The following is a 15,609-nucleotide window of genomic DNA, read 5'->3' on the forward strand; positions in this document are numbered from 1 at the left end:
ATCCTGTTTACAACAGGAGCTACATGATGGTTCCAACCAATGACACTTCAGGAAATGCCGGCGCTCAGGCGGGGATCATCACAGAACTTCGATGCTATCGCCTGTATCCGGAGAAACGTGAAGATCTAATTTCTCTGTTCGACCGCGAGTTCGTCGAAACCCAGGAAGAAGTGGGCATACACGTCGTCGGTCAATTCCGAGACATCGACCATCCGGACACGTTTGTCTGGCTGAGAGAGTTCGCGAACATGGAGGCCCGTGCGGCAGCACTCCAGGCATTTTACGGCGGTCCCGTTTGGTCGAAACATGGCGCTCAGGCGAATACCACGATGCGCAATTCCGACAACGTACTCCTTTTGAAACCATGGGCAATCGATACTGCTTTACCCACGTCGAAGGGGCGACGCCCAGCACCGGGAGACAGCGCAGTTCCCTGCAGTCTGTTTGTGTGCAGCATCTGCTATCTCAAGCCGTCAGGTGAAAAAGCGTTTGGCGATTTCTTTGAACAGAAGGTAAGGCCAGAGCTCCTGGAGGCGGGCGCAGAAATTGTCGGAGTTATGGTCTCAGCTCATACGCCAAATACCTGGCCACGTCTCCCAGTGAGAGAAGGAGAGAATGTCTTCATTTGGCTGACTCGCTTTTCGAGCGTTGGTGACTACTCGATTTACACTGGCCGCTTGGCGCAGAGCGGTACCTGGCGAGACATCATTGCGCCTGAATTGGACATGCTTCTTTGGAGACCAATGGAAATGAGCCGCCTGTCACCCACCTCCCGGTCTGGACTACGCTGAGATATGGATAGGGAGAGCGTCCTCAAGCACCTGTAACTTTCTTCGGTATGGCTGTTCTGAGTTGTTCCTTTGGCCCTGAGCAAGTGAGTCTCCAAGAAGGTCTGGACATCACGCGCAAGAGCAACAATGCAGTTGCGGACGCGATCAGGAGAAATCCGGGACGCTACCTCGGTAACACAATACGTACAGCTCCACTGGTTTTTGAATTTCAGGAGATTCCGTCAGTTGAGTTGGACAGTCCTGTATTGTCCATCATCGCCCTCAGGCGCTCCTCGACCGCGGGGGTGATCGCCTGGAGTGCGTCGCTTCCGGCAACGAACAGCTTCGGAGGGTTGTCCATTGCGGCGATCTGCACCAATGCTTCTCCCAGCTTCGTCGGATTTCCTGGCTGCGCCCCGTTGTACGGCGACCACATGTCTTCCGCGGAGCCCTCGTGCGCGTAATCGTTGATAGAACTATCGGCGTATTGAACACTGCCCTTATCGATTAAGCTGGTGCGGAAGAAACCCGGTTCGACAATCGTGATCTTGATGCCGAACTGTTCGACTTCATTCGCAACAGCCATTGACAGACCCTCGACTGCGAACTTGCTCGCACCGTATGCGGAGCAGTGTTTGAATCCAACGACACCGGCCACAGAGCTGATGTTGATGATGTGTCCGGAACGTTGTCGACGCATCACCGGAAGAGCGGCACGCATGACGTGGGCCACGCCGTAGAAGTTCGTTGCCAACTGACGTTCGATGTCGGCAGTGGTGAGCTCCTCGAAGTTGCCGAGAACACTGTAGCCTGCATTGTTGACCAGCACATCTATACGGCCGAACCGCTCGCATGCCGCCGCAACGGCAGCGTGCGCCTGCGCCTCGTCAGTGACGTCCAGCTCGATGAGAGCTAGATCTTTCTGTCCGGCATCGGGGTACGCGGAGCGTAACTTCTCCATGTTTCTGGCAGTTGCGATGACGCGATCACCTGCCTTCAGTGCGGCCTTTGAGACTCCGAGTCCAATACCGCTATTGGCACCAGTGACAAACCAGACTTTGCTCATGCTGCTCTCCTCCAACTTCTATTTCGAGACTAGACAGATTCGATGACTCGGCGGTAGCCCGATCCTTCCAAATTGTTGCCTATTCGTCCTCAGCACAGGACTTTTCGTTTCTGTCAGGTGAGCCGCGGATTATGCTTGAGAGGAGGCGCGGAGGCCTGGATGATGGCAAAAGGACGCATTATTGACGCGGCAAATACGTCTAGACTCGGCCAGGCTTTGATCGAACTTGGGAGTAGGATTGCCAATTCAGTCGGTAGTCTAGGTGAACTCGCAACGGAGGTGCCAGGGCTCATGCTGTATCGATCCACTGCACCAACCGCTCCCAATCCCTGCAGTTACGAGCCAAGCCTCCTTGTCGTCGCACAGGGGAAGAAACGAGTCGATCTCGGCAGGACAAACTATGTGTTCGGGGGATCGCGCCTCCTCCTCACGACAGTCGAGCTTCCGGTCGTGAGCCAGGTGACTGTGGCTACCGAACGAGTGCCATACCTTGCGTTCTTCCTGAAATTGGATTTATCTACGGTTCGGGACATCTTGAATATGGAAGAAGTACACATCCCCGACGCCTCTCAAGGAACTCGTGGAATGGCTCTCGGAGAGACCACGATTGAAATCGTCGGCGCGTGTTCCCGTATGGTGGATCTCCTGAACACTCCGCAAGACATTCCATTCTTCGGGAAGTTACTTCAGCGCGAAATTGTCTATCGCATACTCCAAGGAAGACAGGGAGGGCTCCTCAAGGCAATCGCAACCCTGGGCGATCAGAGCCATCGGACGGCGAAGGCGGTTGCGTGGTTGCGTGGACACTACGAAAAGCCTCTGCGAGTGGAGCACCTGGCAACGATTGCAGGCATGAGTCGATCTGCGCTGCACCACCATTTTCGATCCGTTACCGCGATGAGCCCTCTTCAGTTTCAGAAGCAGCTTCGTCTCTATGCCGCACGGAAGCGGATGCTTGCCGGTGAATTGGATGCCGCAAGTGCAGCGTTCGAGGTAGGCTACCAGAGCGCAAGCCAGTTCAATCGCGAATATAAGCGTTTCTTCGGAAAGCCGCCCATGCGAGATATAGAGGCACTGCGATTCATTGGGAACGCAGCGCCATAGATCACCGACCGTGTGGAGGCGCGCCAGCTAGCGGGCGATGGAAAAGGGGACGGTAGCTATGTCGTCCCCTTCTTTCGTCATACTCGAAAAGCTGCATTGGGAGAGATTTTTCCTGTTCCCCTCTATACCATTCTTCCTGGGCTTGCTCAGCGAACAAGGGTCATCAGCGCAGAGAGTTGTTGTGCCGCACGTAGCAAAGATATTGGTGCCGGGATTGGCTATTCGAGGCTTTCAATCCGTCTTATCACGCCGTCACTTTTAGTCATTACGTAAATTTCTCCGTCGCTATCCGTTGCGAGACGAAGGTCGATTCGAAGCGGTCTCGGCGGTGGGGCTGCCGCCCCTGGAGCAGGTGCTGCCGAAGGCTGCGGTACACGAACGCGCGCTCGATCGAGCGCAACCTGCGGCAAGTCAGTCTTAATCTCGGTGTAAGGTGCAAGCGTGGTCGGGTCTCCATCGGTGGCGGTTATCAAATCGGCCACCTTCGCATAGAAGATGCGACCGCTGGTGATATCGCCGAAGACCAGCGAGCCTTGCAGCGCCGGCCACTTCGTACCCCGATACACAAAGCCGCCGGCGATAGCGTTTCCTTCAACCGTGGTCTTATATGCCAGAGCCGAGTCTTGCATTGGTACGCGTTCGCTCAACACCACCGTATCGGTGATACGGAGCGGCAGGCTCTTATCTGCCGCGAGGGATCCGTATATCTTGTGTTCCGGCCGAAATTCTGGTCCTTCTCGCAGCGGATAGCCGTAATTGGCACCCCGCCGAATGACATCGACGGTTTCATAACGTACCGGATTGCCACCGTTAGCCCCGATCACAAAAGCCAGAAGGTTGGCCTGATGGGGCGACTCGATGTCCCAGGCCATTCGATGTGGATTGCGCATACCGTAGGCCCAGATCTCTTTGCGGGCGCCAGGTGTTGAGAAGAACGGATTGTCGTTTGGGATGCGATATTGCCTGTTCTCGCTCACTTCGCTGCTGGAGACATGCTCCTTCAGGTCAGGTATGATCCGGATGATCTTGCCGCCGAAGTGATCGAGTCGCTGCGGATTCAAACGCCGGACGTCGTCCGTCTCCCCCGTGCCGCCGTCCCCTGTCGAAACGTAGAGTACCCGCCAATCAGGATCGCCGCGTCGCGCCGTTGGATTGAAGGTTAGATCGTCCATAGGGTGAATTCCGTTCAACAACTGAACCCGCATCACCTCTCGGGCAGTGCCCTCAAACTTCGTGTCTCCGATGTTCTTATCAGTCCATTCGATGAGAACGGCTTCGCGCGTTATGGAATAGCTGCCAGCAGGGGTGACGACCGACTTGGTCGGAACGTACTTCGACACATCGAGACCCGGAATGACGCCAGCCTTTGGAAGGGATGACGCCGTGGAAGCCGCGTCCTCCAGATGAATGGTGTAGAAGATACCATTGCGCTCATAGTCCGGATCGAAGGTGAATCCGAGCAGACCGCTCGCATAGCTCCCATCGGCAAGAAAGGTAGGAAAGAGGCCCTTTCCGCTTCCTGAGCCGTCGAAGTTGAGATAAACGGTTGGCTGATGGGTCTTCTTATCGAGGATATAAAGTGGACCGCTGGAATCGCTGACAAAAAGCCTGCCATGATTCGGTTCCTCGACGAGAAAATTGATCCGGGCCGGCTGAGAGCGCGTGTCCCGAACGCTGAAATTACCCGTCAGTGGCATCTCGACATAGTCTGTCAATCGAGCCGCAATGGGCTTCGGCGCGCTTTGGGCTGGCATTGCGGCGACAAGTGTGAGCGCCAGTGCTAAGCCGCAAACCGCTTTGATCGTCGAAGCTGCTTTGTTCATGATTTCTCCCATTGTTTGCTCGAAGAGGTCGCTCTGAAGTCCGGTGTGGCGAAGCACTGCGGAAACTGAAATTCCAGACGCCTTCCGCCTCAGCAGAAGACGGACTCGAACACGGAAGTGTTTAGGCGTCTGTACTCGCTTCAAAGCTTAGCGAGAGGAGGACTTCAGCGCCATGCAAGGCACGACATACATACTCCCGATTCCGCCAATTTCAGCCCAGAAAGATTCTTCGGCTAGGCCTTCATCATCTGCTTCACGTACTCGGGACGAAATGGGAGTTTGCGCGCGTGTTTTCCGGTTGCGTCGAAGATGGCGGCCGCGATCGCTGGCGATGCGAGAGCGTTAGGCGCTTCTGAGCCCTGTCCATAGATACCGGCTTCTGGATTGTGAATGAGCACAACTTTGACATCTGGAATCTCGTTCATCGTGAGGATGGGATACGAGTACCAGTTTTCTGACGTGATTCCGCTTTCGTTGAAGGCAACTTCTTCATGCAAGGCGATACTTACGCCCATGACCGCTCCGCCTTCAACCTGGCGCTTGAGTTGTTCTGGATTGATGACAATTCCAGGATCCGAAACGATGGTCATTCTTTCGACCTTAATGGCGCCAGTGTCAGGAGTAACGGCGATCTGGCACGCGCAGGCCCAATAGGTGTTGGAACGAAGCATGACGGAGATGCCTTGTCCGCGGATGGGCGCGGAGCCAGTGGATGCAGCTGCCGGACTTGGCGAAGGGCGTGATTCCCAGCCGTGCTCTTCACGCAAGCGGCGGAGGGTGTTCATCATACGCTGATCTTTGGCGTGATCGAGGCGGAACTGGATGGGATCAGCTCCGGCGAGGGCGGCAGCATCATTGATGGCGACTTCGCGAGGGAAGTTCTGTTGAAACTGGCCAGGGGTACGCATCGTGTGGTCGCGAAGACCTATGGCGAGTGGAGAAGCTTTCTGGCCAACCTGGTAGGTTCCATAGCAGAGTTCGGCAAGGTTTGGGACCTGATCATACATCCAGGGATCGGATGGACCGTTTGCCGTGTTGTTGAGAATTCCGCCCTTTTCACTGGGAGCGGGCATTGTGGGCAGACCAGCGAGGACGGCGCCGATGAGCCGATCATCTTGCCCGGCCGGCATGTAGTGCTCAATCTGATAGGACGAGATGCGATTGTTCGCATCGAGACCTATCTTGACATCGGCGTAGGCAGCGGGCGATTGCGTGGACCACTGCATGTCATCGTTACGCATCCACTGCACTCGGACAGGTTTTCCAAGTTCCTTTGAGAGAATAACGGCCTCGTCTTCCGCGCCTGCGTTGCCACCGTTGGAGCGGCCGTAGTGGCCTGCACCGGGGTAGGTCTTGATGACAACTTTATCGACAGTCGTGCCAAGCATCATCGCAATCTGTCCGCGGAGGGCCTGTGCATTCTGAGTATGCCCATGAACAGTGACGGTTCCGTCTGGCCGATAGTCCGCAAGCGCCATCGTAGGTCCGATGGGAGCGTGCTTGAGAAACGGCATTGCGTAGGTAGCAGTGAGGGTCTTGGTAGAAGACTGAAGTACGGCTGCGGCGTCGCCGGTATTCTTTCTCCCCTTGGCGACCGGAGCCGACTTCCAGTCAGACTCGTTGCGGAGATGATCGTAGAGCTTTGCCGGCGTCGGCAGAGACTTCCACTCGGACCACTTGGTTTGTTCCGCGACTTGCGATGCGGCCTGAATTGCCTCCCACTCGTCGGGCGAAACTACTGCAACAAGATTGCCCTTCACGACGACCTGGGCGTTTGGGTACTTCTTCTTGTCAACGACACCTGCGGAGACAAGGGTAGAACCCAGAGTCGAGGGATGGACGACACGGGCATGAAGCATGCCTGGAAGCCTAACGTTGGTGACCCAGAGCTCTTTGCCGGTGACCTTGGTGGGGATGATGGAATTCTTGAAGGACTTGCCGACAACCTTATAGCTGCTGACGGGCTTCATCGGCGGATTGCCGGTGACATTAAGCCCGAAGATACTGGTGAGTTCACCAACAACCGGAATGGTGAGCTTAAGGTTCTGCCCTTTGACGAGTTCTCCGTACTTGATGCTTTTCCCTGCATTGGGAACGACGCCGCTCTCTGCAGTGACAGATACAACACCGCTTTCGACAGTGAGCTGCTCTTTAGGGACGCCAAGCTTTTCGGAGGCAAGCTGCATCAGGGCCTGGCGCGCGTAGGCTGCGGCCTTCTTGATGTTAGGGGTACCGCGACCGAGAAGATCGAAGGTGCCTCCGCCTTCGGGTGTGGTATCGGTGTCAGCCGTAAAGACGGTGGTAATGGATTCGAATGGGACGTCGAGTTCCTCGGCGACGATCTGGCGGTAAGCCGTGTAGACGGTGCCCTGGCCGAAATCACTCTTACCGGTGCGGAACGACACGGTGTTATCGGGATGAATCTCGATCCAGGTTTCGACAAGCGCTGCATCGAAAGCGCGGATGGTGGTGTTGTCAACGGCCTCTGCGCGGGCGATACCGGAGCGGATAAGGCTAAAGCCGACAGCGAGGGACCCGCCGGTTTTAAGGAAACCGCGGCGAGTGAGTTGAGCGCCGTAGATGCTTGTGGTGGTTTCCGCAATGGGCTGAGCCGGCGTGACTTCAGAGAGAGCTTCGATAACTTCAATCACTGCGCGCCTCCTTTGGCCATCAGCGTTGACGCGAAGCGGACCGCATCAATAATGGCAATGTAACTACCGCAACGGCAAAGGCGGGGTGAAGGAGCGGAATTGGTAAAGGCGTCCTTGATCTGCTCCACAGACGGATTGGGATTGCTTTCCAAGAGCTCAGTCGCCTTGATCATCATGCCGCTCTGGCAGATGCCGCAAAGAGGCGTCTGCTGTTCGATCCAGGCTTCCTGCACCGGGTGGAGCGTCTTTGCAGCTTGTGCGGGTGAGAGGTGCTTTTGCTGTGCCCAGCGGGCGGAGAGCCCTTCGATGGTGGTGATCTCTTTGCCGGCGGCCATCATCGCGGGAGTGATGCAGGAGCGGACCTCTTTCCCGTCAAGGAGGATGGAGCAGGCTCCGCACTGCGCCATACCGCAGCCGAACTGCGGGCTGTCGACGCCAAGTTCGTTGCGAAGGACATAGAGCAGCGGCGTTCCCTCAGGCGAACTGACCTGTCTTTTCTGTCCATTGACTGAGATTGTGAGCATTCGTCACCCCTTCATGGGCCACACTAAGTGCACTGCTAAATACGTCGAGGATTTGCGATACGAGGTTAGCGCATTCTCGCAAGAAGCGAACCTGCCTGATTCAATATTGGCGCGATCAGCCTGAATGTTGGCGCGATCAGCAGCGTCATGTTGTATCGATATCAGTGAGATGCGGAAGGCACGAAAATAGCGCGTCTTCAATTCGCTTTCCACGACCGATGCGTCTCTCTCCAATCGCGAGGAGCCATCCCTTCCCAGTTGCGAAATGCACGTCCGAAAGAGTTCGGGTCTTCGAAACCGAGTAAGTATGCAGCTTCATTCAATTCAAGGGCGGAGTTGCTGAGGTAGTACCGGGCCATCTGATGACGCGCTTCATCTAGAACACGTTGGAAACTCGAACCCGAGTCCTGCAATTTGCGTTGCAATGTTCGTGAGCTCATATGCAGCACATGAGAGATGGAATCAACGGATGGTCGTTGCCCTGTCAATCGGTCTTGAATAGCGCTGCGTACGAGCTCAATAAAGGAGTCCTCTTCTTTGTACTGCCGCAACTGCTCCTCAAACTGAGGCGCTAAGAGGTCGAGTAGTTCGGCATTCCGTGTCACAAACGGCGCAGTGGCATCGGAGGCGCGGAATACGATCAGGTTACGAGCAGCTCCTCCCAAGACCGGGCAGCCGAGACTTCGCTCAGCGGCCCGAAGGTTGGCACGCCCATGAACATACTCGGCGCGTATAGGGTTTAGCCGGGTTCCAGTTCCGTGACGCGCGATCGTCACCATCCAGGAAAAACAATAGTCCGTTAGCACCTGAGGCTCGTCATCAACCGAAAGCAGCCAGCGAAAGCCGACGCGAAACTCCTCGCCCTCCAGTGTGTGGGTGATTTCTTCGGGTGCCGTCAGCTTCTTATACCGAGCCATATGCTCGACAGCAGCCACATAGTTCTGCGTGGACAACGCCGCTATCGCCATTGGATGAAAGCGTTCGGTCTTGGTTTCGACGCCAAGTTTGAAACCGATCAACGGATCGGCACTCACACTTTCGATCGCACGCCAGAGCGCAAAGAGCTCGCCCGTAGAAACGAGAATGCGTACCTGATCGAACAAATCGCGAGGAAGGCCGGCACGACGGAGGACATCTGGAACGGAAACCCCCAGCTCTGTCAGCTTGAGAGCGAGCCGTCCGGGAATCCGGAAATGCTTCAGCATGGATAGTTCCCTCTTATAGAGCCTACCGACCTTTTGCCAGCGCCACCCTGCAGTCTACGCCATAGATCCAGCAGGCTGCGCCAAACTGGCCGCTGGTGAATTGGCGTGATCTGAAACGATATTGGCGGGTTTTGCTGGGCAGCGCCCCTTGCTTCAGCCTACCTTGGAATCCACGGAAACTGGACCTTGCTCAAGATCCGGCGTCGGGTCACAACAGTACAAATGGGAAGGAACTTCATTAAGGACTCTGAAGACCTTGCGCAGAGACGGAACAAGGGCCCCCAAGCGGCGTGTCTTCATTCGCACTGCAGGGGCAATGGCAGCAATAGCTATGATGGAATGCCTCTCCACCCTCGCTGTTGCCTTCAGCTTCGAATCGAATGAAAGGAATCAGGAGCAATTATGCAAAAGCGCAAATTAGGTAAAGAACTGGAAGTCTCGCCACTCGGACTCGGTTGCATGAGCATGACCTCAGCCTACGGCCCGGCAGCCGACAAGGTTGAGATGATCCAGCTAATTCGTACGGCATACGAACGCGGCGTCACACTGTTCGACACCGCAGAAGCTTATGGTCCATTCGCAAACGAAGACCTGGTGGGCGAGGCGCTTCAACCCATCCGCGATAAAGTCATTATCGCGACGAAATTTGGTTTTGATATCGATCTTGAAACCGGTAAGCGTGGTTCTGGAACCAATAGCCGTCCTGAGCATATTAAGGCAGTGGCCGATGCGTGCTTGAAGCGACTGCGAACGAACCACATCGATCTCTTCTATCAGCATCGCGTAGATCCTGACGTACCGATTGAAGATGTTGCAGGCGCCGTTAAAGGACTTATTGCTGAAGGGAAGGTCAAGTACTTCGGATTGTCAGAAGCCGGCGTTCAGACGATCCGCCGTGCGCATGCGGTTCAGCCCGTGACAGCAGTACAAAGCGAGTATTCGCTATTCTGGCGTGGACCTGAGGAAGAGCTTTTGCCAACTCTTGAGGAACTTGGCATCGGCTTCGTCCCATTCAGTCCGCTCGGGGCCGGCTTCCTTACCGGCCAGATCGACGAGAACACCAAGTTCGATCCCAGCGACTTTCGGAACTATGTGCCTCGCTTTTCGCCTGAGGCGCGTAAGGCAAACATGGTTCTAGTCCATGCAGTCAAGGCTGCGGCAGATCGCAAGGGTGTCACGCCTGCACAAATTGCGCTCGCGTGGCTGCTCGCACAGCGACCCTGGATCGTACCGATTCCAGGTACCACCAAGCTTCATCGCTTGGAGGAGAACCTTGGGGCAGTCAACGTAGAACTCTCAGCCGAAGACCTCAAGCAGATCGACGGCGCCACCTCGAAGCTTTTATTGGAAGGCGCACGCTTACCGGAAGCTGCACTCAAGATGACGGGGCGCTAATCCATCGATAGTTGCTCTATGCAAGTTGAAGCGGTCGCCAAAGATCTTAAGGCTGGAAGGGCTCACCAGGGCGTGAAATTTAGGATCTCGCCCGGATACTCGAGCTCAACACTGATCGTTTTGCAAGATCTGCTCCAGATCTTCTCAAAGCTCGTCCTGACGTGACAGAATCAGCGGCCAATGGAGATCTTCACTCACTAGCCTTGCCGCAGTTCATAAAAACCAGGGGAGGAATACGATGCAGATTCAAATGGCGCTTTGTATCTCGCTTCTGATGGTCGCACCAACGATATACGCTCAAAGCTCCGCGACTAAAGATTCCATAGTTATCTGGCGTCGCGATTCACAACCCTCTCGCCAGGCTGGAGACGAACATTTCACCGGCACGGTGCGCGTAGATCGTCTCTTTGAGGCGAAAAGTCCTGCACGCGCATCAGCTTCGCTTGTCAACTTCGATCCGAATGCACGCACCGCATGGCACACTCACCCGCTCGGCCAGGTTTTGATCGTGACCTCCGGCACCGGACGCGTTCAGCGATGGGGCGATCCAGTCGAAGAGATTCGCCAGGGAGACGTTGTCTGGATCCCACCCGGTCAGAAGCATTGGCACGGCGCTGGGCCTTCGGGAGCAATGGCACACATCGCCATTGTGGAACAGCTCGATGGCAGGTCTGTGGACTGGATGGAGAAGGTGAACGATTCACAGTACAACGCCCCGCCGGAGGACGCGAAAAGTGTGACTTCCAAGCCCAGGCCCTCCCAGGCTGCAATCGGAGACTTTGCACCCAAGCTGGCTCAGATTACCGACGACGTGCTGTACGGAGATGTCTGGGAGCGTCCAGAGCTATCGAAGCGAGATCGGAGCCTTATCACAGTATCGGCGTTGATCGCCATGAACCGGCCCGACCAGCTCCGCTCGCATCTCGTACGGGCACGAGAAAACGGGGTTACACAGGACGAGGTGGTTGAAACAATTACCCACCTTGCTTTCTATGCTGGATGGCCGAATGCCGTTTCCGCGCTGTCGGTTGCGAAGGAAGTCTTTGCCCAGAAGTAGCGAACAGCTTCAGACTCAAACGATGGAGAATCACCACACATGTTTCGTAGCAGGTTCAACCGCACAGTAGCAGTCGTCGCTGTATCTACAGGCCTGGCGCTCTCCGCAAACGCGCAGACGTCGAACGGTAAGAATGCGCCCCTCATGATTCAGGAGCAAGGCAGCTTTGCTGTCGGTGGCAAGGTCATTACCAATCCAGGGACTTTCAATCCGAAGCAGCCGACGCCTGATGGACAAACGCTACATGGTGACCACGCCTATGTTTCCTACGAGATTCCTGTCAACCGACGTAAACTCCCGCTTGTTTTCCTTCACGGGACCGGACAATTTTCGAAGACATGGGAGACCACTCCGGACGGCAGAGAAGGTTTTCAGACGATCTTCCTTCGCCGTCGCTTTCCCGTCTATCTGATCGACCAACCGCGACGTGGCGATGCTGGACGCGGCACGGTCTCTGCGACGATCAACGCAACACCGGATGAGCAGATGTGGTTCGATACCTTCCGGGTCGGTATATGGCCTGACTATTTTCCCGGTGTGCAGTTCTCCAAAGATCCGGATGCTCTCAACCAATACTTCCGTCAGATGACACCGAATGTGGGGGCGTACGATCCTAAGGTTATCTCTGACGCGTGCGCGGCCCTATTCGACAAGATTGGGCCGGCCATTTTCGTGACTCACTCACAGGGCGGTGGTCTGGGATGGGCGACAACGCTGAAGACAGCGAACATCAAAGGTATCGTTGCCTATGAACCCGGCAGCGGTTTCCTATTCCCGGAAGGTGAGGTTCCTCCCCCTCTTCCAAGTGCTGGTGGAACCCTTGAGGCGATCGGAATTCCCAAGTCAGAATTCCTAAAGCTCACCAAGATTCCGATCATCATCTACTATGGCGATTTCATCCCAGAAAAGCCCATTGACAACCCAGGGCAGGACGGCTGGCGAGTTCGGCTGGAGATGGCAAGAAAATGGAGAGACACCGTGAACCACTATGGTGGTCACGTCACGGTAATCCATCTACCCGAAGTTGGAATTCATGGGAATACACACTTCCCATTCTCTGATCTCAACAATCAACAAGTGGCGGACTTGATGTCGAAATTTCTCAAGGAGAACGCACTCGACTGATTTTTTTGCCGTACGTAGTGGCGGCATACCAAGCCATAGCTTCCCGAGCCGTCCTTACTGAGCGTCACGCTGTCTGTAAAAGAAACGCCATGGCATGATCGGCGAAGTGCAAATTGGACCAGACGTGGCTGGTAGTTCACATTTGTAGAGGTTATGGGACCGAAGTTCGAAGCGGTGACGGTCATATTCGCATTGGCAAAGTTGGCCTGGTTTGCCACGTTGAACATCTCGGCACGAAATTGTGCCCGCACACGCCGGTTGGCGTCGACTCGTGCAAAGTTCACCGTTCTTACTCGAGCCCAAATATCCCGTCCACCGCGCTACAAATCGATGTAAACCTTGTTTTATTGATGTTTTGAAGTTCTAAGTAGTGCGGGAAGGTGCGACGACGTGCGTCATTGGTTGCCTCCCAGGGATTCACTTCTATTGAAAACAAAAGCGATAGGAGAGATTTCCACCACCGTACCCCGATTCGTACCCCTGAAAGAAAATTGGTGCAGGTAATCAATTCTGCAGGCCAAACGAAACCAACGGAGATCTTCGCCTCAGGACTCCCCTACACAAGCATTTTCAATAATTTAGAAGAAATTCTTTACTATAAGAATCAACACCCCACAACCGGCCAGGGGTAGACATAGTAAAAGCGTGGGCTGACTCAGCGAGATCTGGATCGAACGGGCCAAGAACCAAAGGAACCGTTGATCGAGATTCGTACTTTGATCGAGGATGCCCGCCGCAGACCGCTGTTAGCGTCAACATAGCGCTTTGTCAGGACTAATCGTAGAGAGGCGCCTGACCAGTTTTCGATGAGTGGATTGCCCTCATTTCGTGAAACATGTTCATATGGTGCGGAGTTGGAGCTTGGCAAACCCAATTCGCAATATTTCGGATACTGCCCTGTGGGCAGCGGTGTACCGCGCGCAGGAGAGCGAGCGCGCCGACGCCGTTTTCCGCGACCCCTATGCGCGCAAGTTGGCCGGAGATCGGGGCATGCAAATGGCCGCCACGTCGGGAACGTCCGTGAGCGTGATAGAGCCGCCTTGTACGCTTGTTGTCCCTGGAAAAAATGAACGCCGGCCTCGATGGCCGGCGTCTCTCTTTACAAAGCCTTCCTATTGCACGGGTGTCTCATCCACGTGATCCACTACCGTCACCGGTATCGTCCGCTTGCCCTTCACCAACTTCAATCCCAACTCCTTCTCCACCGCATCAAATACCGAAATGCCATTCCCGACGGACGGTTCTCCATTCGCAGTGGGTGGCAGCGGAGCCTCAAGCTGCGCCTTCGACGTCCAACCAACCAGAAAATCCCATCCACCCTCCAGGCCGGTGTCATCTATAACTGGATGATCGAGATACGCATTTGCCTGCTGTTGCAACAACTGCGCTAACTCGCCCATCGACGTGTTCTTGCACTCCACCATCATCACCACGCCAGGAGGCTTTGGCGCATTCGGATTCGGCCTGCACCCAACACGTTGCGACTCATCCGCCTTCGTCAGCTTCGATTTTCCAATCGCTGATAACAGGTAGACCGGTACTTCACGTGTCTCCACATGGGTCTTCATCTCAAACTGGTCCATCAGCACGCCACGCATCATCTCCAGCGCAACAGACAGCGGCGGCGGGCGCAGCTGTCCATTTACTGTATTCACAGCGCCTTCACCAGTTGTCGGCATCTTGCCCACAATATCCCACACCCGCGTCGTCGCCGACTTGGGCAAACCAATGATAGTGTCAGCAGCAACATTGGGTGTGATCTGTAGCGATAGCGCCAGCAGGAAGCTCAAGGTGCCTCCTGCGTGAATCGTGCTCCCACCCTGGTAAAGAATGCCGTTGAAGGGTTTCGCATCTGGATTAGCCAGCTTGATGGTTGCCACTTCAAACCGTGCCGGTGGCAATGCCAGCGCTGTTGCAATGCCGGATGCATTCGATGTCGGCTTGCGATTAACGCTTATGATCGCCAACGACTGCTGTGGGATGTCCTGTTTTGTCAGCTTCAATCCCAGCTGCTTGCTCACGGCGTCAAAGATGGAAATGCCATCATGGCCCTTGGCATCGAGAGCGCCTCGTGACGTCCATTCCAGATCGAAGTCATAGCTGCCTTCCAGCTTGGTCGCATCGATCACATTGTGATCAAGGTATCCACTAGCCATCATGTGCAGATTCTCTGCGATTGCCGCTGCCGTCAGATTGGTGCAGGTCACCTTGATATTCGGCTGCGAAGCGAGATCTGTAGGCGTCGGGCTCGGCGGTTGCGGCTGCGCCTTGCAGCCAGGCGTTGCAGATTCATTTGCGGCGGGCTTCAGCTTCGACCCACTACCAATCGTCATCACATAACGCGGAACCGGCCGATCCTCATTACGAACCACCAGACCAAACCGCTCCGCCAGTAAGCCCCGCAGCATCAGGTCTGCGTCCGCCTTGGTCGTGCCCGCGGGAACTTTCGCGATCACGTCAAACATGTCCGCCCCCACCCAACCCGGGCCACCGGCAATGGTATCTTCTGCAACGCCATAAGCCTGTTCGATGAGGTTCAACATCGTCGCGTCCCGGTTGATGTAAAAGCCGTTGTTAACCAGACCACCAAAGCTCTGTCCAAACCCGCGCTGCGTTGAACTGGAATGTACATCTGCAATCTCAAACTTGGACGGCGATGTTGCGGTTGCAGAAGCAGGGGTAGCCAGCTTTGTCTGCGCAACCAAGACCGGACAAAATAACAGAGTGTATGCAAGTAAGCGCTTCAAGACGTTCTCCTTCTCTGCGAAAGGTACTGCGAAGCCATTTCAGGAACTACTTATATAATGCTACGACCTTTATACGATACAAATCGTAGAGTACGACATTAATCGTTGATGCCAGGTCGGTTTTCCCATTCGGTTACCTCGC

At 55.2% G+C, this 15,609-nt stretch carries 11 protein-coding genes; 5 read left to right on the forward strand and 6 right to left on the reverse strand.

Going from position 1 to position 15,609, the window contains the following annotated elements; translation table 11 throughout:
- Nucleotides 1–23 precede the first annotated feature (23 nt).
- A complete protein-coding gene (locus FTW19_RS17430; RefSeq protein WP_147648806.1) occupies nucleotides 24–791 on the forward strand; it encodes a putative quinol monooxygenase in 768 nt (255 codons plus the stop codon).
- 208 nt (nucleotides 792–999) lie between these two features.
- Here the strand turns inward: FTW19_RS17430 and FTW19_RS17435 are convergent, their stop codons facing one another.
- Nucleotides 1,000–1,836: an SDR family oxidoreductase gene (locus FTW19_RS17435; protein ID WP_147648807.1), complete on the reverse strand. Its 837-nt coding sequence runs from the start codon at nucleotides 1,834–1,836 to the stop codon at nucleotides 1,000–1,002.
- A 291-nt stretch (nucleotides 1,837–2,127) separates the two neighbouring features.
- On the opposite strand from FTW19_RS17435, the gene FTW19_RS17440 reads away from it, so the two are divergent.
- Nucleotides 2,128–2,940, forward strand: coding sequence for an AraC family transcriptional regulator (locus FTW19_RS17440; RefSeq protein ID WP_246153371.1), 813 nt, complete (start codon nucleotides 2,128–2,130; stop codon nucleotides 2,938–2,940).
- Between the two features lie 218 nt (nucleotides 2,941–3,158).
- On the opposite strand, the gene FTW19_RS17445 is transcribed toward FTW19_RS17440, so the two are convergent.
- From FTW19_RS17445 to FTW19_RS17460, 4 genes are all read right to left on the reverse strand, one after another.
- The gene (locus FTW19_RS17445) at nucleotides 3,159–4,763 is read right to left on the reverse strand and encodes a PQQ-dependent sugar dehydrogenase (protein WP_187143032.1); all 1,605 of its coding nucleotides are present in this window, start codon (nucleotides 4,761–4,763) and stop codon (nucleotides 3,159–3,161) included.
- Nucleotides 4,764–4,996: 233 nt separating this feature from the next.
- Entirely contained in the window at nucleotides 4,997–7,414 is a 2,418-nt protein-coding gene (locus FTW19_RS17450; RefSeq protein WP_222705469.1) for a xanthine dehydrogenase family protein molybdopterin-binding subunit, read from the reverse strand.
- Nucleotides 7,411–7,938: a (2Fe-2S)-binding protein gene (locus FTW19_RS17455; protein WP_147648809.1), complete on the reverse strand. Its 528-nt coding sequence runs from the start codon at nucleotides 7,936–7,938 to the stop codon at nucleotides 7,411–7,413. The genes FTW19_RS17450 and FTW19_RS17455 overlap by 4 nt, the downstream gene beginning before the upstream one ends.
- A gap of 197 nt (nucleotides 7,939–8,135) precedes the next feature.
- The gene (locus tag FTW19_RS17460; RefSeq protein ID WP_147648810.1) at nucleotides 8,136–9,143 is read right to left on the reverse strand and encodes an AraC family transcriptional regulator; all 1,008 of its coding nucleotides are present in this window, start codon (nucleotides 9,141–9,143) and stop codon (nucleotides 8,136–8,138) included.
- A gap of 402 nt (nucleotides 9,144–9,545) precedes the next feature.
- Here FTW19_RS17460 and FTW19_RS17465 point away from each other — a divergent pair, with 402 nt between their 5' ends.
- The 3 genes from FTW19_RS17465 to FTW19_RS17475 all read left to right on the forward strand — a co-directional run bounded on the left by FTW19_RS17465 (nucleotide 9,546) and on the right by FTW19_RS17475 (nucleotide 12,720).
- Entirely contained in the window at nucleotides 9,546–10,538 is a 993-nt protein-coding gene (locus FTW19_RS17465; protein WP_147648811.1) for an aldo/keto reductase, read from the forward strand.
- 238 nt (nucleotides 10,539–10,776) lie between these two features.
- A complete protein-coding gene (locus tag FTW19_RS26360) occupies nucleotides 10,777–11,595 on the forward strand; it encodes a (R)-mandelonitrile lyase (RefSeq protein WP_147648812.1) in 819 nt (272 codons plus the stop codon).
- A gap of 39 nt (nucleotides 11,596–11,634) precedes the next feature.
- Entirely contained in the window at nucleotides 11,635–12,720 is a 1,086-nt protein-coding gene (locus FTW19_RS17475) for an alpha/beta hydrolase (RefSeq protein ID WP_147648813.1), read from the forward strand.
- 1,112 nt (nucleotides 12,721–13,832) lie between these two features.
- Here the strand turns inward: FTW19_RS17475 and FTW19_RS17485 are convergent.
- The gene (locus FTW19_RS17485; protein WP_147648814.1) at nucleotides 13,833–15,467 is read right to left on the reverse strand and encodes a TIGR03435 family protein; all 1,635 of its coding nucleotides are present in this window, start codon (nucleotides 15,465–15,467) and stop codon (nucleotides 13,833–13,835) included.
- Between the last annotated feature and the right edge of the window lie 142 nt (nucleotides 15,468–15,609).

It is taken from the genome of Terriglobus albidus, from assembly GCF_008000815.1.
GTDB lineage: Bacteria > Acidobacteriota > Terriglobia > Terriglobales > Acidobacteriaceae > Terriglobus > Terriglobus albidus_A.